Source organism: Roseovarius halophilus (ex Wu et al. 2025) (genome assembly GCF_047086965.1).
On sequence record NZ_JBKOTX010000130.1, the window covers coordinates 1 to 16,976 of the forward strand.

The window sequence follows — 16,976 nt, forward strand, 5'->3', positions numbered from 1 at the left end:
CGGAACCTGTCCGAGCCGAAGAGCCCGACCAGCGCGCGGGTAGAAAAGCCGGTCTGCAGCGTCAGCCCGAGATCGTCGCCAGCGGACTCCTTGTTCATCCGCTGGCGGACCTGCGCCTGACCGCATCGAACGCGCCGGCGCTGGCACGGGCCTTCCTGGAGTTGCACAGCGCCTACCGGCAGACGCACGAGAGGCTTGCCAGCCTTGACGAGGCGCTTGGCCGCGAGGATGCGCGCAGCCAGTCGAGCCCGTGGACCGAGGTGCGCGACTTCTTCCACTATTGCGACAATTATATCGACGCGGTGGACCGGGCCGCCGAACGCTTTGCCACGCCCACCGGCGCGCAGCGCAACATCCGCGACGTCGCCACCGCCCGGCTGGACGAGCTGGGGATCTCGGTCAGTTATACCGACAGCGGGCAGCTGCGCCATTTCGACCGGCCGGGCGCCACGCTCTACCTGTCCTCGCGCGCCGAGCCGGAAACGCGCACTTTCCAGTTGCTGTTGCAGGTGGCGCTGCTGACGCAGGACAAGCTGCTGGAGGCGACGCTGGATTTCGCGCGCTTCCAGAACGAGGCGTCCCGCGCCATCGCCAAGATCGGGCTGGCCAATTATTTCGCCGGGGCCGCGATGATGCCCTACGCCACCTTCCTGCGCGCCGCACAGGACACGCGGCATGATCTCGAATTGCTGGCCAACCGCTTCGGCGCGTCGATCGAGCAGGTCTGCCACCGGCTGTCCACCCTGCAGCGGCCCGGGGCCAAGGGCATCCCGTTCTTCTTCGTCAGGGTCGATCAGGCAGGCACGATCACCAAGCGCCACAGCGCCACGCGGCTGCAATTCGCCCGGTTCGGCGGCGCCTGCCCGCTATGGAACGTGCATCGCGCCTTCGAGACGCCGGGGCGGTTCCTGCGGCAGCTGGCCGAAACGCCGGACGGCGTGCGCTATATCAGCCTTGCGCGCGACGTGAGCAAGCCGGGGGGCAGTTTCGGCGCCCCGGTGCGCCGCTTTGCCATCGCGCTCGGCTGCGAGGTCAAACATGCCGACGCGCTGGTCTTCGCCGACGACCTCGACGTGACCAATGCGCGCGCGTTCGAACCCATCGGCATTTCCTGCCGCATCTGCGAACGCACCGATTGCCACCAGCGGTCGGTCCCGCCGCTGGAGCGGCGGCTGTCGATCACGCCGGACGCGCGTGGTGTGCTGCCCTACGAGGTGGGCTGACGCGCGGCGCCGTCCTTGCTCACCAATAGGCCGGGTCGTCAAAGGCCGCGACGCAGCGCGACGCCCCCTGCAGCGGCGCCGGCCTGCCACCGGTCAGGGAGTGCGCCAGCCAGCCCTCGGGATGGGCGAGCGGCAAGGGCGGGCGGGCCTCGGATTCCGGGATCGGCGCGAAGCCCACCCTGCCATAATACGCCGGATCTCCGTAGGTGATCACCACGTCCGCGCCGCGTTTCTGCATCTCGTCGAGGCCGTGACGGATCAGCGCCCGCCCGATCCCCCGGCCCTGCCAACCGGGCCTGACCGCGACGGGCGCCATCAGGAACACGGTTCGCGTTTCCTGTTCGTAGACCAGCCGGGAGAACATGATGCAGCCCGTGATCTGGTCATCCGCGTGGCTGCAGAACACGTGCAGGTCTTCCTGTGCCGTCGTGGCGAAGAGAGACCGGACGAGGGTGCCGATGAGCGCGCCCTCTTCCGCGCCCTCGGCATCCGCGAAGGTCGCGGTGAAAAGCTCTATGATGCTGTCAGCCCGGTCCTTGTATCCGCAGGTGACGTGCATGTGCCGGCCCCTTTCGCGGTGGGTGGCGCGCCGGGTCACCGCACCGGGTGCCGCGCGTGAAAAACCTGCCGCGCGCGGCGCGGCAGGTTGGGCCGGTCAGGCCGCGGGCCGTGGCGGGCCCGCGGCGTGTGCACCGTTGTCGTGGCCGATCAGGCGAACCACCAGCGTTCGATGAACCGCATCCCGTCCACGTCCCAGTTCGAGCTCATCTGCTTGGTATGGGCGATCTTGGTGGAGTTGCCGAAGACCCAGTTGGCGAACATCGGGATGATCACGCCGCCCTCGTCCGAGACGAGTTCCTGCATTTCCCAGTACATCTCGCGGCGCTTGTCCTCGTTCAGCTCGGAGCGCGCCTTGATCAGCAGATCGTCGAAACGCTCGTTGCACCAGAAGCTGTCGTTCCACGACGCGCCGCACTTGTAGGCGGTCGAGAACATCTGGTCCTCGACCACGCGGCCCGACCAGTAGACGGAGACGAAATCCTTCTTCATCCAGACATCGGACCAGTAGCCGTCATTGGGTTCGCGCACCGGCTTGAGGTTGATCCCCGCCTCGGCGGCCGAACTCTGGTAGAGCACGGCGGCATCCACCGCGCCCACGAAGGCCGCGTCGGCCGCCGAGAGCGAGACGTCAACGCTGTCCAGCCCCGCCTGCTTGAGGTGGTATTTCGCCTTGTCGGGGTCGTAGGTCTTCTGTTCCAGCTCGGAATTGTAGAACCGTTGGTTCTCGCCGATCGGGTGGTCGTTGCCGACCGAGCCGTAGCCGAACAGGATCTTGTCCACCAGTTCCTGCCGGTTGAGGCCGTATTTGAGCGCCAGCCGGACATTGTTGTCGTTGTAGGGCGCGTTGCGGGTATCCATCGCGAAGGTGTAATGCTGAGTCCCCGCGACCGAGTTGATCTGGATGTCGTCGCGCCGCGCCAGCATCCCGACGGTCTTGAGGTCGAGCCTGTCGGCCACTTCCACGTCCCCCGAAACGAGCGCGGTGGTCCGGGCGTTCTGGTCCACGATGGCCAGCACCTCGACCGAATCGAACCACGCGACGTCATCGCGCCAGTGATTCTCGTGCCGCTCCAGCGCCATGGACACGCCGGGGTTGAAATCGACCAGCTTGTAGCTGCCGCAGCCATCACCCGACTGCCAGTCGATGCTGTCGCCGTCGGCCTTGCAGATCGCGAGGTGATAGTCGCTGAGGATGAACGGGAAGTCGGCATTGCCACCGTCAAGGGTGAAGACGACCGTGTCATCGCCTTCGGTCGTGATGTCCACGATGGGCGCCACGATCGGCCCGGCGGCCGAGGTCGACTCCTCGCCCCGGTGGAAATTGATGGAGTTGACGACATCCTGCAGCTCCAGCGTCTTGCCGGAGTGGAACGTGACGCCCTTGCGGATCTTGAAGCGCCACACCTTGGCGTCGGGGGAGGCCTCCCAGCTCTCGGCGAGCTCGGGGATGAGAGAGCCGTCCTGCGCCACCTCGGTCAGGTGACCGTGGACCGAGTAGGCCAGCGAGGTGGTGAAGCTGTTTTCATATGTGCCCGGGTTGAGCGTGTCTGTGGTCTGGCCGTGGCCGATGGCCGCGCGCATGTGCCCGCCGCGCTTGGGCTGCTGTGCCAGCGCGCCGCCCATGGGCAGTGAGGCCGCGACCGCGCCGGCGGCGGTGGTCTTGAGGAATCCGCGGCGGTCAAGAAGGCCGCCTTTGATGATGGACATTTTGGTATCTCCCGTATGGTTTGTCTTGTCTGGCCGCCCCCGGCCGGGCACATGGCCCCCCGGGCGCCTCCCGGGTCTTGCCGGGTGGCTGGCAAAACGGCCGCTGGATCGACCGCAGGTATGCAAAATTAGTATGACGAGTTCGTGAAGTGCAACGGATTTGTCGTTTTCAGCACATTTACGTGGGGTCCCCTCCCGGCCAGCCCCTTGCAGTGGATGATACACGTGAGAACCCGCAGCGGGCTAAAAGTGCAAGGACCGCGCCGAGCGCAAAGGCGACGAAGACAGCAAGCACGGCGTTTTGAACTGAGGGCGGGTTGCGGACCTTCGCTGCGTTGCGCGCCGAGGTCTGCTCGGCGGACGGATCGGTCGGTCAGGCCAATTTTCAGCAACGGCTGCTGACAGTCTAAAGCGGCAGTTCATCGCTGACCATCGTAGGCTGAGAAGTAGGCGTGATTCGGCTGCATTTCATTGCAACCTCACGGATCAAACTGTCAATTCTCGTGCCCACCGGGCTTTCGGACCTCGAGCGAAATCACGTCTTCATCCGTGAAGTGCATCATCGCAGTGTTATTCCCTGATACCTTCGCGGCTTTGTGTAGTAGGTCAGCGCACCGCGCATAATGATGGTGGAGCACGTCAAACAAGTCTTGCTTTGCATTGCCGTTCACATCCAGCAGGCGGAAGTAGCGGTACAATCCAGCTTCTTTCTGCGTAGGAGCTACCCACCCCCATCTTTCATTGGATTTGGACCCGTACGGGCGTTTGTGCACTAATTCGTTTCTGATGGAGGTCACTTCCTTCATCCAGCCAGCAACTGCGAACTTGCCAGGTTTCCTAGGGTGAGCAGCAATGTCACCACTGGTCACCAAGAGGCCCAACAAGGCGTCGTTTGGCATATTTTCCTGCCGAAGTTTGTCAACGAGACGAGCCATCGAGTCGATCTTTTTCGAATCGAGCCCAATACGATGCGCAATGAGCGCTCCAAGATAATCTCGCGCCGCTCCAAGGTGAAGAAAGAACGAATGAACATGGGCGTAGAGTATATGTGACAACGTGTTGGCGTACTTCTCGCCGTCCACTCGACCAGCCGCCATATGGTTCACAAGCTGTTCGTGATAATGCTCTGCGATCTGCTCCACACTAATGTCCATACTGCGCAAACTCAGGCTGACATATCGCGCCAGTGCTTCCACCGGGTTTCGGTCATCCAGTGCTTTCACGATTTCTGCTTCTGATGGTCGTTCATTGTTTTCAAAGAATTCCGTGGCGCGAGGGCGAGCATAGTTCCCCGCGATGTTGCTCCAAAGCTCTGCAGGGCCTTCTGAGTGGTTCTTTTTCCCCGGAACTATCGGTGCCCAACTCGAATGGTATACGCCATCCATCCAACCTATCCGCTGGAAAGCGATTGCGCGGAACCCGTTCTGCTTTGCGAGCATTTGAAGCTGCGCCATCGTTAAAGGGCCTGTTGCGCAGGCCTTTCCGTCAATGAGTACTGGTTCAATTCTCCAAGAGTCTTTGACGACGTTGGCGACGCGAAAACCACCTGTGAAGTGAAGATAGAATCCTTCGCCATCTGATTGGCGCGGTAGCTCGATGACCTCTGCCATGTTTCTTGTCGCCTAGTGCTTTTTCTAGAGTTCGTGAACTCAAACGCAAGTACTCTCGTGCCTGTTTTCGGCCTTTTGTAGACATTGGAGCAAGGTGCAGTATCTGTCAAAATGGGCTCGAAGCACGCGTTCGCCGCGTGTTGTTCGGAGGTCTGCAAAAGGGCCGTTTGCACATGTTGACCGCAGTTGGATGAAAGTCCTGAACCTCCCGCACAGCCGACATTATCGCGTCGAGCTCCCGAAGAAATCTTCGCGAGCTGGATCTTTGTCATCGTGTTGCCCTGACCGGCTCTCGGCGCCGTGCTGCGCCATTTATTGCAACGGGTTGGCCCTCCCGGCGACAGGTTTCTTGATTGACGCGTCAATCAAACACGGCTACCCCGTCCGCGCAAACCCTTTCCGGAGGATGTCCGATGCCCAAGGTCGGGATGGAACCGATACGCCGCTCGGCGCTGGTCGAGGCGACGATCCACGAGATCGGCGTGCGCGGCTCGCTCGACGTGACCGTCAGCCAGATCGCCAAGCGCGCCGGCATGTCCAGCGGGCTGGCGCATCACTATTTCGGCTCGAAGGAGGCGATGTTCGCCGCCGCGATGCGCCACATCCTGACGCTCTACGGGGCCGAGGTGCGCGGCGCGCTCAGCATGGCACGGACCCCGCGCGAACGGATCGAGGCGATCATCCGCGCCAGCTTCGCCCCCGCGCAGTTCCGGCCCGAAATGGTGTCGGCCTGGCTGAACTTCTACGTGCAGGCACAGAAATCCGAGGCCGCGCGGCGGTTGTTGCACATCTACCAGCGCCGGCTGCGCGCCAACCTTCACCACGCCTTCCGCCCGCTGGCCGGCGACGCGGCCCCGACCCTGACCCGCGGCCTCGCGGCGATGATCGACGGGCTGTACATCCGGCAGGCGCTGCGCGCCGACCCTCTCGACCCGGAGGCCGCGATCGGCGTCCTGCGTCACTACATCGACACCACGCTTGCCAAGGGAGCCCCCGAATGACGCGCCCCAACATCCTGATCTTCATGGTTGACCAGCTCAACGGCACGCTCTTTCCCGACGGCCCGGCCGATTTCCTGCACGCCCCGAACCTCCGCAAACTGGCGGCCCGGTCCACGCGCTTTACCAATGCCTACACGGCCAGCCCGCTCTGCGCGCCGGGCCGGGCCAGCTACATGTCCGGGCTGCTGCCCTCGCGCAGCCGGGTCTACGACAACGCGGCGGAATTCTGCGCCGACATCCCCACCTACGCCCATCATCTGCGCCGGGGGGGCTACCAGACCTGCCTGTCGGGCAAGATGCATTTCGTGGGCCCCGACCAGCTGCACGGGTTCGAGGAGCGGCTGACCACCGACATCTACCCGGCCGATTTCGGCTGGACGCCCGATTACCGCAAGCCGGGCGAGCGGATCGACTGGTGGTACCACAACCTCGGGTCCGTCACCGGCGCGGGCGTCGCCGAGATCTCCAACCAGATGGAATACGACGACGAGGTCGCCTACCACGCCAAGCGCAAGGTCTACGACCTCGGCCGGGGCCATGACGACCGGCCGTGGTGCCTGACCGTCAGCTTCACCCACCCGCACGACCCGTATGTCGCGCGCCGCAAGTACTGGGACCTCTACGAAGGTTGCGACCACCTGCTGCCGCAGGTTCCCGCCATGGCCTACGAGGATCACGACCCGCATTCCAAGCGCATCTTCGACGCCAACGACTGGCGCAGCTTCGACATCACCGAGGATGACATCCGCCGGTCGCGCCGGGCCTATTTCGCCAACATCTCCTATCTTGACGACAAGATCGGCGAGGTCATGGAGGCGCTGGAAGGCACGCGGCAGGACAAGGACACAATCATCCTGTTCGTGTCGGATCACGGCGACATGCTGGGCGAGCGGGGCCTGTGGTTCAAGATGTCGCTCTACGAGGGCTCGGCGCGGGTGCCGATGATGATCTCGGCGCCCGGGATGGCGCCCGGCCGCATCGACCAGCCGGTCAGCAACATCGATGTCTGCCCCACCCTGTGCGATCTGGCCGGCCTCGGCATGGACGAGGTCGCGCCCTGGACAGAGGGACACAGCCTCGTGCCGCTGGGCCGCGGCGAGACGCGGCAGGCGCCCGTGGCGATGGAATACGCCGCCGAAGCCTCCTACGCGCCGCTGGTCGCGCTGCGCCAGGGCCGCTGGAAATTCACCCGCTGCGCGCTCGACCCCGATCAACTTTTCGATCTCGACGCCGACCCGCACGAGCTGACGAACCTCGCCGATGACCCGGCCCATGCCGACACGCTGAAACATTTCAGCGACATGGCCGACGCCCGGTGGGACCTCGGGCTGTTCGACGCGCAGGTCCGCGAGAGCCAGGCCCGCCGCTGGGTCGTCTACGAGGCGCTGCGCAAGGGAGGCTACTATCCGTGGGATTACCAGCCGCTGCAGAAGGCCGGCGAACGCTACATGCGCAACCACATGGACCTCAACCAGGTGGAAGAGAGCCAGCGTTTCCCGCGGGGCGAATGATGGCATCTTCTCGGTCCAAATACCCGTTGCGGACGGGGCGGCCTGTCCCCGGCGCCGCCGCGGGGAGATCCTGATGGAAGCCGATTACGTGATCGTGGGCGCGGGCAGCGCGGGCTGCGCCATGGCCTACCGGCTGCGCGAGGCGGGCAAGTCCGTGCTGGTCATCGAGCATGGCGGCACGGATGCCGGCCCTTTCATCCAGATGCCCGGCGCGCTGAGCTATCCAATGAACATGAAACGCTACGACTGGGGTTACCGCAGCGAGCCCGAGCCGCACCTGGGCAACCGGCGGCTGGCCTGTCCGCGCGGCAAGGTGATCGGCGGGTCCAGCAGCATCAACGGCATGGTCTACGTGCGCGGGCATGCCCGCGATTACGACCACTGGCGCGACCAAGGCGCCGATGGCTGGAGCCATGCCGACGTCCTGCCCTATTTCAAGCGCATGGAATGCTGGCATGAAGGCGGGCATGGCGGCGATCCGGCATGGCGCGGCGCCGACGGGCCGCTGCATGTCAGCCGGGGCGGCATGGAAAACCCGCTCACCCGCGCCTTCGTCGCGGCGGGGGTCGAGGCGGGCTACGAATCCACGAACGACTACAACGGCGAAAAGCAGGAGGGCTTCGGCCCCTTCGAGATGACGGTGTTCGGCGGCCGCCGCTGGTCGGCGGCCAACGCGTACCTGCGGCCCGCGCTCGGGGCCGGGGGATGCACGCTGCTGCGCGGGCTGGTCACGCGGGTGGTCATCGAGGAGGGCCGCGCGGTGGGGGTCGAGGCCCGGACGGGGGGCCGCCGGCAGGTGATCCGCGCCCGCGAGGAGGTGATCCTCGCGGCCTCGGCCATCAATTCGCCCAAGCTGCTGATGCTGTCGGGCATCGGCCCGGCGGCGCACCTTGCCGAGCACGGGATCGATGTCGTGGCCGACCGCCCCGGCGTGGGCGCCAACCTGCAGGATCACCTCGAGCTCTACATCCAGATGGCCGCCAGCCAGCCGGTGAGCCTGTTCAGGTACTGGAACCTGGCCGGCAAGGCGTGGGTGGGCCTGCAATGGTTGCTTGGCAAACGCGGCCCCGGCGCCTCGAACCAGTTCGAAAGCTGCGGCTTCATCCGCTCGGCCGCCGGGGTCGAGTATCCCGACATCCAGTTCCATTTCCTGCCGATCGCGGTACGGTACGATGGCCGCGCGGCGGCCGAGGGGCACGGCTTCCAGGCCCATGTCGGGCCGATGCGCAGCGCCTCGCGCGGCAGCGTGACGTTGCGCAGCGCCGATCCGGGCGCCGATCCGGTGATCCGGTTCAACTACATGAATACCGCGAGCGACTGGCGCGATTTCCGCACCTGCATCCGGCTCACGCGCGAGATATTCGCGCAGCCCGCGTTCCGGCCCTTCATCCGTCACGAGATCCAGCCCGGCGCCGACACGCAGAGCGACGACGCGCTGGACGATTTCATCCGCGACCACGCCGAAAGCGCCTATCACCCCTGTGGCACCTGTCGGATGGGCCGGGCCGATGACGCGACCGCGGTTGTCGACCCCGAGGCGCGGGTGATCGGGGTCGCGGGGCTGCGCGTGGCCGACAGCAGCATCTTTCCGCGCATCACCAACGGCAACCTCAACGCGCCGTCGATCATGGTGGGCGAGAAAGTGTCGGATCACATCCTCGGGCGCCGGCTGCCGCCGGAAAACGCCCGGCCATGGGTGCATCCCGACTGGCAGTGCGCGCAACGCTGAAAAAGGCCGCGGTGCCGCCGTCATTTGATCCGCATCAAGGCCCGGCGCCGGCCCGGGGCGCTAAGGCTGGGGCGTGAACGAAACCGAAGGAGCGACGCGCGATGTCCCACACCCCCCACGAGCTGCACGAGGAATTTCCCGAACACGCCGAGAAGATCACGGCGTTGAAGACCAGCGATGCGCATTTCGCGCGGCTGGCCGACGAATACCACGAGCTCAACCGCGCCATTCACCGCGCCGAGACCAATGTCGACCCGGTCGAGGAACTGACCGAGACCGACATGCGCAAGAAACGTGCCGCGCTCAAGGACGAGATTTACCGGATGCTGGCGGCCTGACCGCCCGGCCCATCCCGGGGGCGCCCGCGCCGCGCCCCCGTCGCGGGCCGTGTCCCGCGCGGGGGCAGACCTTGGTTGCCGAGACGGGCGGCGTCACGCCCCGCCGCTTGAGTACCGCCTCGCGCCAGCTGATGAAGCTGACCGCCGCGACGATGACCGTCCCGCCCATGATCACGAAAACGTCCACCCCCTCGCCGAAGACCAGCGCGCCCAGCAGAACGGCCCAGACCAGTTGCAGGAAGGTGACCGGCTGCGTCACCGCCAGCGGCGCGGCCCGGAACGCCAGTGTCATCGTGTAATGCCCGCCCGTGGCGAAACAGGCGACCCCGAACAGGATGCCCAGCTCGGCCCATGTCGGCGTGACCCAGTCGAGCGCCGCCAGCGGCGCCAGCCCGATCGTGACGGTGATCGACAGCATCGCCACCACCACGCCGGGGCTGCACCGGGCGCTGGCCTGCTTGGCCAACAGGTAGGACGCACCGAAGAAGATCGCGGTAAAAAGCATGGCCAGATGGCCCGGCCCGACCTCGCGGAAACCGGGGCGCAGGATGATGACCGCGCCCAGCAGGGCCGCGAGAACCGCCATGAGCCGCCGGAAGGCCAGTTTTTCCCCCAGGAAAAGCGCGGCGCCCAGCGTCACGTAGACCGGGGAGAGATAGTTCATCGCCGTCACGTCCGCGATCGGGATGCGCGCCATGGCAAAGAACCACAGCGCCACCGCCACCGTGTGCGCCAGCCCGCGCCCCGCGAATATGGCCCAGACGCGCCCGTCGAGCCTGAGCTGCCGCAGCGCGCCGAGGACCGGCAGGAGAAAGACAAGCCCCATCGCGTAGCGCAGGAACGCCGCCTGCGGCGCGGGGATCCGCGTGCCGAGATATTTGACCAGCGCGGTCACGGCCACGAATTGCAGCCCGGTCACCACCATCCACAAGACGCCCCAGCCGGGTCGCGATGCCTGTTCGTCGCTCATGCCGGCATTTAGCGGCCGCCGCGACGGAATGTCGAGGGCAAAGCGCCCCCCTGGATGCGGCGCGGGCGGCGGCCTTTCCGGTACGCCCAGACGGGCGGTGGCGCGCGACCGCTTTGCGGTGGACACGCGCCGCCCCGCCGTCTAAGCTCCGCCTCGGCAGGCGAAAGAGGGCCGTGCCCGGCCGACAGCCGCCGCCGTGGAATCTACCGCGAATAAGGATACGCATGAGTTCGGTTCTGCTTGACGCGCCGCGGGCGCTGTCCCTTCTGGAGGATGACGAGAAAGACATGAGCGTCGTCTTTTCGGACCCAAACACGCCCGATAATCCGATGATCTATGTCAGCGAGGAGTTCGAGCGGCAGACCGGCTATTCCGTTGACGAGGCCGTCGGCCGGAATTGCCGTTTCCTTCAGGGGCCGGATACCGATCCGGAGGCCGTCGAAGCCATCCGCTGCGCCCTCAGGGCCCGCACCCGGTTCGCCATCGACATCCTGAATTACCGCAAGGATGGCAGCACCTTCGTGAACAGGCTGCGCATCCGGCCGATTTTCGGGCCCGACGGCGAATTGATGTATTTCGCGGGCGTGCAGAACCCCGTCTGACGCGGCGGGGCCGCGCGGCGGCTCACAACGGCCACAACACCGGGATGAGCGCCGAGGCCAGCAGCCCGACACTGAGGTTGAGCGGGATCCCCACGCGCATGAAATCCGTGAACCGGTATCCGCCCGGGCCGTAGACCAGCGTGTTTGTCTGGTAGCCGATCGGTGTCGCGAAGCTGGCCGAGGCGGCCACCATGACGGCCACCAGCAGCGGCCGCGCCTCGACCCCGAGCGCGTCCGCCAGCCCGATGGCGACGGGCGCGACGACCACCGCGACGGCGTTGTTGCTGACCAGCTCGGTCAGGACCGAGGTGATCAGGTAAACCCCCCAGATGATCAGCACCGGCGGCAGGACCGAGAAAACCGGCACGACGGCATCGACGATCAGCCGCACGGCGCCCGACGCCTCGAGCGCGGCGCCCACTGCCAGCATGGCAAAGATCAGCGCCAGCAACCGCCCCTCGATAAAGGAAAACGCCTCGTCCGCGTCGATACAGCGGGCCAGCAGCACCGCCGCCACCGCCACGACCGCCAGCGCGAGGATCGGTGCGAGCCCCAGAGCGGCCAGCCCCACGATCCCCGCCAAGGCGGCCACCGCCAGCGGCGCGTGGCCGCGGCGGAACGCGCGGGCCGAGGGTCTGGACACGTCGACAAGGTTCATTTCCCGCGACAGGCGCTGGATATCCTCCGGCGCGCCTTCCAGCAGCAGCGTGTCACCGACCCGCACCACCAGCTCGTCCAGCTGGCGCCCGATATTCTGGTTCCGCCGGTGCACCGCCAGCGGATAGACCCCGTAGCGGCGGCGCAGCCGCAATGCGCCCAGCTTGCGGCCGACCATCTTGCAATCGGGGGTGATCAGCACCTCGACGGTGGTCGTCTCGACCGCCGAGACCTGGTCAACGCGCTTGAGCGACTTGTTGCGCTGCAGGCTCAGCAGCTCGGTCATCTGGGTGCGCAGCACCACGCGATCACCGACCTCGAGCGTGACCCCCGCGAGATCGCGCCGCAGCGAGGTGTCGCCACGGATCACGTCTACCAGCCGCACGCCCTCGCGCTTGAACAGTTGCACGCCCGTCACCTCGCGCCCGACAAGGTTGGATTCGGGCGGGATCACCGCCTCGGTGAAGAATTTCATCTTGGCGCGGTCCGACAGCATGTCGGCCATGCTTTCACGGTCCGGCAGCAGAAGGGGACTGATGAAGTAGAGGTAGACCGCCCCCCACGCCACGAGGCATACCGCCAGTGGCGTCACCTCGAAGATGGTGAAGGGCGCCATCCCGTGCGTGCGCGCCACGCCGTCCACCAGCAGGTTCGTCGAGGTGCCGATCAGCGTCAGCGTCCCGCCGAGGATCGCGGCATAGCTCAGCGGGATCAGCATCTTGGACGCCGTCACGCCCAGCGTCCGGGCCAGTTGCACGAAGACCGGGATCATGACGACCACGACGGGCGTGTTGTTCATCACCGCCGAGCCCAGCACGACGAAGCCCATCAGCATGCCGATGGCCAGTTTCGGGTTGCTGCGCGCCTGACGGTCGGCCAGCGACGTGAAGCTGTCCAGCGCGCCGGTCCGCACGAGCGCCCCCATCACGATGAACAGCACCGCGATCGTCCACGGCGCGGGGTTCGACAGCACGTCGAGCGCCGCGTCATAGGGCAGAACACCCAGCACCAAAAGCAGCGCGACACCGCTGATCGCCACAACCTCGGTCGGGTAGACCTCGCGGATGAAGAGCGTGAACATCATCGCCACGACGGCCAGCGCCACCGCCGCCTGCCCTGTCTGCGAAAGCTCGATCAGTTCCATCAGGTTCGCCCGCGTCTGTTGGCCGTCACGCATCCTCTGACAGCCTCCGGACGGGCACAAGGACAATCCCGCACGACCCGGGTCAGGGCGCAGCTTCCTGCAGCCGCCCGCCCTGCCGGATCATCCGGACCGTCAGCGCCTTGCCCGTTTTGTCGTCCGTCTCGGCATAAACACCCGACAGGGTCACGCTGCCCGTGGCAGGCGTGAAGCGGTTTTTCGGCATCCCGGTGATGAAGCGGCGCATGGGTTCGGCCTTTTCCATGCCGATGACCGAATCGTAATCACCGCACATGCCGGCATCGGTCAGGTACCCGGTGCCGGCGGGCAGGATCTGCGCATCCGCGGTGGGAATGTGGGTATGGGTCCCCACGACGACGCTGGCGCGCCCGTCGCAGTAATGCCCCATCGCCATCTTTTCGCTGGTCGCCTCGCAGTGCATGTCGACCAGTGACGCCTGCACGCCGCCGCCGGGCACGTGCGCGCGCAGCACCGGGTCGAGCGCCGAGAACGGATCGTCAAAGGGGCGTTTCATGAAAACCTGCCCCAGCACCTGCGCCACCAGCACCTTGCGCCCGCGCGCGTCGCTGAACACGCGGTGGCCGCGGCCCGGCGCCTCCTTGGCGAAATTGAGCGGCCGCAGCACGCGCGGCTCGGTCTCGATGAATTGCAGCATGTCCTTCTGGTCGAACGCATGATCGCCGAGCGTGACGCAATCCGCCCCGGAGTCGAGCAGCAGCTTCGCGTGCGCCGCCGACAGGCCCATGCCGCCCGTCGCGTTCTCGCCGTTTACCACCACGAAATCGAGCCGCCACGCCGCGCGCAGTGCCGGCAAAAGTTCGGCCACGGCACGGCGCCCGCCGCGCCCGACCACGTCACCAAGGAAAAGTATCTTCATCCGTCCCTGTTAGGCCCGCGCGCCCGCGAGAGCAAGGGCGGAGCCATCCGGTGACGCCCCGCCAAGGACCGGCCGCGCCGACAGTCGCGGGGCCTTTGCATGGCCGTGCCGGCCGGGGCCACGACTAAACACTCTGTTTCCGCAACGCGCCGATAAAATGTGGCAGGATTGCCAAATTGATTTTCAACAACTTCGGGTTGATCACGGGGGCTGCATTGTGCACTTAGGGTGGACAGAAATCTGCCTCCGAAACCTTTGTCCAACGGTTCAGCACCAACTTCGCGCCGCACGTGTGCCAGCGCGCCAATCGGCCCGCCACGCGCACCGGCCCCCGCCATCAAATGTGGCAAAACGATGGTGCCACTTTCTTAATCGCGCCAAGATTTTCGCCCATGCGTCTTGCGGCAGGTTGGGGGCGCTGTGAGTTCAGGAGCCAGTTGTGTGCATGGATTACCCGTTGCATTTCCCGTTCGAGACGGAGCGTCAGACGGACGGATCGGCAAAGACCAAGACCGCGTTCCAGATGAGGTTTGTCCGCCTCAACCGGCTCGCGAAGATGACGCTGCCATGGTTCGAGATTTTCGCGATCCTGTTTATCGGTGTCATGATCGCCAGCGCGTGACAGCACGACAGGGCCATCGAACGGGCCCGGCCGGTTGCCGGCCCGGTCTAGTATCCCGTCATTTCGAGGTAGCCGCGCCCCGCGTGACTGCCCGACACGGTGACCGGCCCCTCCCAGTAGGGCGGGGTCGTGTTCATCCATGCCTGCGGATTGATCGCCTCGACCCGGATGTCGATGTCGCGCGCGGGGATTTCCAGATGCCAGCGCGTGGGGACCTCGCGCCCGGCGACCGTCGTCGTCGTCAATGGACGGGCGCGCAGGTCCCGATCGCGAATCGGCGACGTCGTGCCGTCCGCGGCGATCCATGTTCCCGACGCGAAACCGCCGCCGTCCGCCTGTCGCAGCCGGAAGGCCATCAGCTTGGCCCCCGTCTCGAACGTGACCGAGAACCAGTCCCAGCCGGTCTGGTCCTCGGCCAGCGGTTGCGACGACCACTCGCGGTCCAGCCATGCGGAGCCGGTGACGGGAACCTCCCCGTCCGGCAGGGTGAGCGTGCCGGACACCGACAGGAACGGCTGCGAGTAATAGTAGCTGGCCTGCCCCTGCGCGGACTTGACCGAGTAACCCCCGTCGCCGTGGAACACCAGCGGCCCCTCGGCCTGCAGTGCCATGTCATAGCTGAACGCCGCGCCCGAGGCCGACAGCGTCATGCCGCCGGTGATGTCGCCGGCCATGCGCCAATCGTCGATCCATGCCGCGAAGGGCCCGGTTTCGACACCGGCCTGCCCGATTCCGCCGCGGGCAAAGCGTTCGGCGCCGTGATGGGTTTCGGGCGTGGTGACGGCGGCATGGGCGAACCAGACCTGCGGGCTGTCCCATCCCTCGGCCGCGCCCGGGGCCAGCGCCGAGCGGAAAAGCGTCCACTGAAGCCCGTAGGGCGTGCCGGTCGGATCCTGCAGGTTGGCCGTCAGGTACCACCACTCGATGCGGTAATCGGGATGCGCGCCGTGATCGGCGGGGAAGTCGAAAACAGGGTCGGGCCGTGGCACCGCGAATCCCTCGGCATCCGTTCCCATGCCCGCGAACCCCTGTGCGAGCGCCGGTGCCGGCACCATCATGACGGCGATCAAGCAAATCGTTTCACGCTTCATTCGCAAACACCTTCAGCAGATCGGAGGGCGGTGTGCGGGCCAGCCTGAGCGCCGGCCACGCTGCCGCCGCCGCGGCGGCGGCGAGCGCCGCGAGCCCCAGAACCGCGTAGTCGGCGGGAAACAGGAACATCGGCAGACGCCATCCGAACGCCTCGACGTTGATCACCGCCAGCAGGACCCATGCCAGCGCCAGCCCCAGCGGCAGCGCCACGACAAGGGTCAGCGCCGCAAGCACCACCGTGCGCAACAGCTCCAGCCGCCCGATCTCGCGGCGGGTCACGCCGAGCGCCCATGCCGGCGCAAGCTGCGGCACGCGCATCCCCGCGAGGGTCAGAAGGCTCATCAATATGGCGAACCCGGCCACGGCGAGGGTCAGCACGTTCAGCGCCGCCGTCACCGTGAAGGTGCGTTCGAACACGTCCAGTGAAAACGCCTTGAGCGATGACTGGTCGACGATCTGCCCCGGCGGCAGACCGGCCTCGTCCTCCAGCGCCTGCCGCAGGTCCCCGGGTGACGCGCTGCGCAGGCCGAACCGGGTGGCGCGGGCGTCGGGGAAGAGGCCGCGGAACAGCGTCTCGCCGATCACCGCCTGCCCGATGGGATTGCCGTAGTCACCGACCACGCCGGCAACCGGCAGCGCGCGGCCGGGCGCGATCGTCACGGTGTCGCCGGGCCAAAGGTCGGCCCGACGGGCCAGTTGTTCGTTGATGATCACGGCCTCGCCGGCCTCGACCCGCGGCCAGACGGGACCGTTCCGCGCGATGAAGGTCCAGTTGTCGGCATAGCTCGGCCCGACACGCGCGCCGTAAAGCTCGGCTTGCTGACCGGCGAGCCGCGTGTCGACCGACAGGATCGGCAGGACGGCATCGGCGCGCGCCTCTGCCACGGCCAGCAGCGCCGAGCGCTGCGCGTCGCTTTCGACGCTGGCATAGATCTCGGAAGTCAGCCGCTGATCGAGGAAGCCCACGAATGTCAGGCGGAAGCTCGATACCATGGTGGAGACACCGACATTCGCCGCCATCGCCAGCAGAAGCGCCATGAGCGCAAGGCTGAGCCCGGGAAGCTGCTGGCGCGCGTCGGCCCAGAACCAGTCCCACCGGACGCCGGTGGCCCATCGCTGCGCAAGCCGCAGGGCACGATCCAGCAGCAGGGGCAGCGCCAGCGCCGCCCCCAGAAGCAAGCAGGCCAAGCCCGCGAACCCCGGCAGGAGCCCGTCGCCAAGCCGCACGAGGATCCCCGCCGCGCCCATCAGGCCGATCGCGGCCAGCCCCTGAAGCCCGCGGTGGCGCCCCGCGGCCATCGCCCAGGCGCGCAT

General features: G+C 66.4%; 15 protein-coding genes. 7 read left to right on the forward strand and 8 right to left on the reverse strand.

Annotated features, from left to right (window positions below; translation table 11 throughout):
• The coding region (locus ACH107_RS21795; RefSeq protein WP_412507596.1) for a helix-turn-helix domain-containing protein at nucleotides 1-1,223 on the forward strand (1,223 nt) is incomplete at its 5' end.
• Nucleotides 1,224-1,242: 19 nt separating this feature from the next.
• Here ACH107_RS21795 and ACH107_RS21800 read toward each other — a convergent pair.
• The 3 genes from ACH107_RS21800 to ACH107_RS21810 all read right to left on the reverse strand — a co-directional run bounded on the left by ACH107_RS21800 (nucleotide 1,243) and on the right by ACH107_RS21810 (nucleotide 5,101).
• Complete coding sequence (locus tag ACH107_RS21800) at nucleotides 1,243-1,782, reverse strand: GNAT family N-acetyltransferase (RefSeq protein ID WP_412507597.1); 540 nt, start codon at nucleotides 1,780-1,782, stop codon at nucleotides 1,243-1,245.
• Nucleotides 1,783-1,931: 149 nt separating this feature from the next.
• A complete protein-coding gene (locus tag ACH107_RS21805; protein WP_412507598.1) occupies nucleotides 1,932-3,491 on the reverse strand; it encodes an ABC transporter substrate-binding protein in 1,560 nt (519 codons plus the stop codon).
• Between the two features lie 494 nt (nucleotides 3,492-3,985).
• Nucleotides 3,986-5,101, reverse strand: a complete 1,116-nt coding sequence (locus ACH107_RS21810; protein ID WP_412507599.1) for a hypothetical protein — start codon at nucleotides 5,099-5,101, stop codon at nucleotides 3,986-3,988.
• Nucleotides 5,102-5,514: 413 nt separating this feature from the next.
• Between ACH107_RS21810 and betI the strand changes: the two genes are divergently transcribed.
• The 4 genes from betI to ACH107_RS21830 all read left to right on the forward strand — a co-directional run bounded on the left by betI (nucleotide 5,515) and on the right by ACH107_RS21830 (nucleotide 9,680).
• Nucleotides 5,515-6,102, forward strand: coding sequence for a transcriptional regulator BetI (gene betI, locus ACH107_RS21815; RefSeq protein ID WP_412507600.1), 588 nt, complete (start codon nucleotides 5,515-5,517; stop codon nucleotides 6,100-6,102).
• On the forward strand, nucleotides 6,099-7,613 hold the full coding sequence (gene betC, locus ACH107_RS21820; RefSeq protein WP_412507601.1) for a choline-sulfatase: 1,515 nt from the start codon (nucleotides 6,099-6,101) through the stop codon (nucleotides 7,611-7,613). The genes betI and betC overlap by 4 nt, the downstream gene beginning before the upstream one ends.
• Before the next feature lie 73 nt (nucleotides 7,614-7,686).
• Nucleotides 7,687-9,342 carry a choline dehydrogenase gene (gene betA / locus ACH107_RS21825; protein WP_412507602.1) on the forward strand — a complete coding sequence of 552 codons (1,656 nt, stop codon included), beginning with the start codon at nucleotides 7,687-7,689 and terminating at the stop codon, nucleotides 9,340-9,342.
• A gap of 101 nt (nucleotides 9,343-9,443) precedes the next feature.
• On the forward strand, nucleotides 9,444-9,680 hold the full coding sequence (locus ACH107_RS21830; protein ID WP_412507603.1) for a YdcH family protein: 237 nt from the start codon (nucleotides 9,444-9,446) through the stop codon (nucleotides 9,678-9,680).
• Here ACH107_RS21830 and ACH107_RS21835 read toward each other — a convergent pair.
• A complete protein-coding gene (locus ACH107_RS21835) occupies nucleotides 9,646-10,650 on the reverse strand; it encodes a DMT family transporter (RefSeq protein WP_412507604.1) in 1,005 nt (334 codons plus the stop codon). The genes ACH107_RS21830 and ACH107_RS21835 overlap by 35 nt on opposite strands.
• Nucleotides 10,651-10,874: 224 nt before the next feature.
• Here ACH107_RS21835 and ACH107_RS21840 point away from each other — a divergent pair, with 224 nt between their 5' ends.
• Nucleotides 10,875-11,252 carry a PAS domain-containing protein gene (locus tag ACH107_RS21840; RefSeq protein ID WP_412507605.1) on the forward strand — a complete coding sequence of 126 codons (378 nt, stop codon included), beginning with the start codon at nucleotides 10,875-10,877 and terminating at the stop codon, nucleotides 11,250-11,252.
• A 22-nt stretch (nucleotides 11,253-11,274) separates the two neighbouring features.
• Here the strand turns inward: ACH107_RS21840 and ACH107_RS21845 are convergent, their stop codons facing one another.
• Together ACH107_RS21845 and ACH107_RS21850 are read right to left on the reverse strand one after the other, a co-directional pair.
• Nucleotides 11,275-13,053 carry an SLC13 family permease gene (locus ACH107_RS21845; RefSeq protein ID WP_412507610.1) on the reverse strand — a complete coding sequence of 593 codons (1,779 nt, stop codon included), beginning with the start codon at nucleotides 13,051-13,053 and terminating at the stop codon, nucleotides 11,275-11,277.
• Between the two features lie 82 nt (nucleotides 13,054-13,135).
• Nucleotides 13,136-13,948, reverse strand: a complete 813-nt coding sequence (locus ACH107_RS21850) for a TIGR00282 family metallophosphoesterase (RefSeq protein WP_412507606.1) — start codon at nucleotides 13,946-13,948, stop codon at nucleotides 13,136-13,138.
• A 445-nt stretch (nucleotides 13,949-14,393) separates the two neighbouring features.
• On the opposite strand from ACH107_RS21850, the gene ACH107_RS21855 reads away from it, so the two are divergent.
• Complete coding sequence (locus tag ACH107_RS21855; protein ID WP_412507607.1) at nucleotides 14,394-14,570, forward strand: hypothetical protein; 177 nt, start codon at nucleotides 14,394-14,396, stop codon at nucleotides 14,568-14,570.
• Between the two features lie 47 nt (nucleotides 14,571-14,617).
• Here ACH107_RS21855 and ACH107_RS21860 read toward each other — a convergent pair whose 3' ends face one another.
• Together ACH107_RS21860 and ACH107_RS21865 are read right to left on the reverse strand one after the other, a co-directional pair.
• A complete protein-coding gene (locus ACH107_RS21860; protein WP_412507608.1) occupies nucleotides 14,618-15,661 on the reverse strand; it encodes a lipocalin-like domain-containing protein in 1,044 nt (347 codons plus the stop codon).
• Nucleotides 15,651-16,976: ABC transporter permease (locus ACH107_RS21865; RefSeq protein ID WP_412507609.1), on the reverse strand; the 1,326-nt coding region annotated here is incomplete at its 5' end. The genes ACH107_RS21860 and ACH107_RS21865, both read right to left, overlap by 11 nt.

Bases quoted from the DNA above. Each gene is read 5' to 3' on its own strand.
- ACH107_RS21850 (WP_412507606.1), bottom strand. From the start codon at position 13,948: ATGAAGATACTTTTCCTTGGTGACGTGGTCGGGCGCGGCGGGCGCCGT.
- ACH107_RS21860 (WP_412507608.1), bottom strand. From the start codon at position 15,661: ATGAAGCGTGAAACGATTTGCTTGATCGCCGTCATGATGGTGCCGGCA.
- ACH107_RS21805 (WP_412507598.1), bottom strand. From the start codon at position 3,491: ATGTCCATCATCAAAGGCGGCCTTCTTGACCGCCGCGGATTCCTCAAG.
- betA (WP_412507602.1), top strand. From the start codon at position 7,687: ATGGAAGCCGATTACGTGATCGTGGGCGCGGGCAGCGCGGGCTGCGCC.
- ACH107_RS21830 (WP_412507603.1), top strand. From the start codon at position 9,444: ATGTCCCACACCCCCCACGAGCTGCACGAGGAATTTCCCGAACACGCC.
- ACH107_RS21835 (WP_412507604.1), bottom strand. From the start codon at position 10,650: ATGAGCGACGAACAGGCATCGCGACCCGGCTGGGGCGTCTTGTGGATG.
- betI (WP_412507600.1), top strand. From the start codon at position 5,515: ATGCCCAAGGTCGGGATGGAACCGATACGCCGCTCGGCGCTGGTCGAG.
- ACH107_RS21845 (WP_412507610.1), bottom strand. From the start codon at position 13,053: ATGGAACTGATCGAGCTTTCGCAGACAGGGCAGGCGGCGGTGGCGCTG.
- ACH107_RS21855 (WP_412507607.1), top strand. From the start codon at position 14,394: ATGGATTACCCGTTGCATTTCCCGTTCGAGACGGAGCGTCAGACGGAC.
- ACH107_RS21810 (WP_412507599.1), bottom strand. From the start codon at position 5,101: ATGGCAGAGGTCATCGAGCTACCGCGCCAATCAGATGGCGAAGGATTC.
- ACH107_RS21840 (WP_412507605.1), top strand. From the start codon at position 10,875: ATGAGTTCGGTTCTGCTTGACGCGCCGCGGGCGCTGTCCCTTCTGGAG.
- betC (WP_412507601.1), top strand. From the start codon at position 6,099: ATGACGCGCCCCAACATCCTGATCTTCATGGTTGACCAGCTCAACGGC.
- ACH107_RS21800 (WP_412507597.1), bottom strand. From the start codon at position 1,782: ATGCACGTCACCTGCGGATACAAGGACCGGGCTGACAGCATCATAGAG.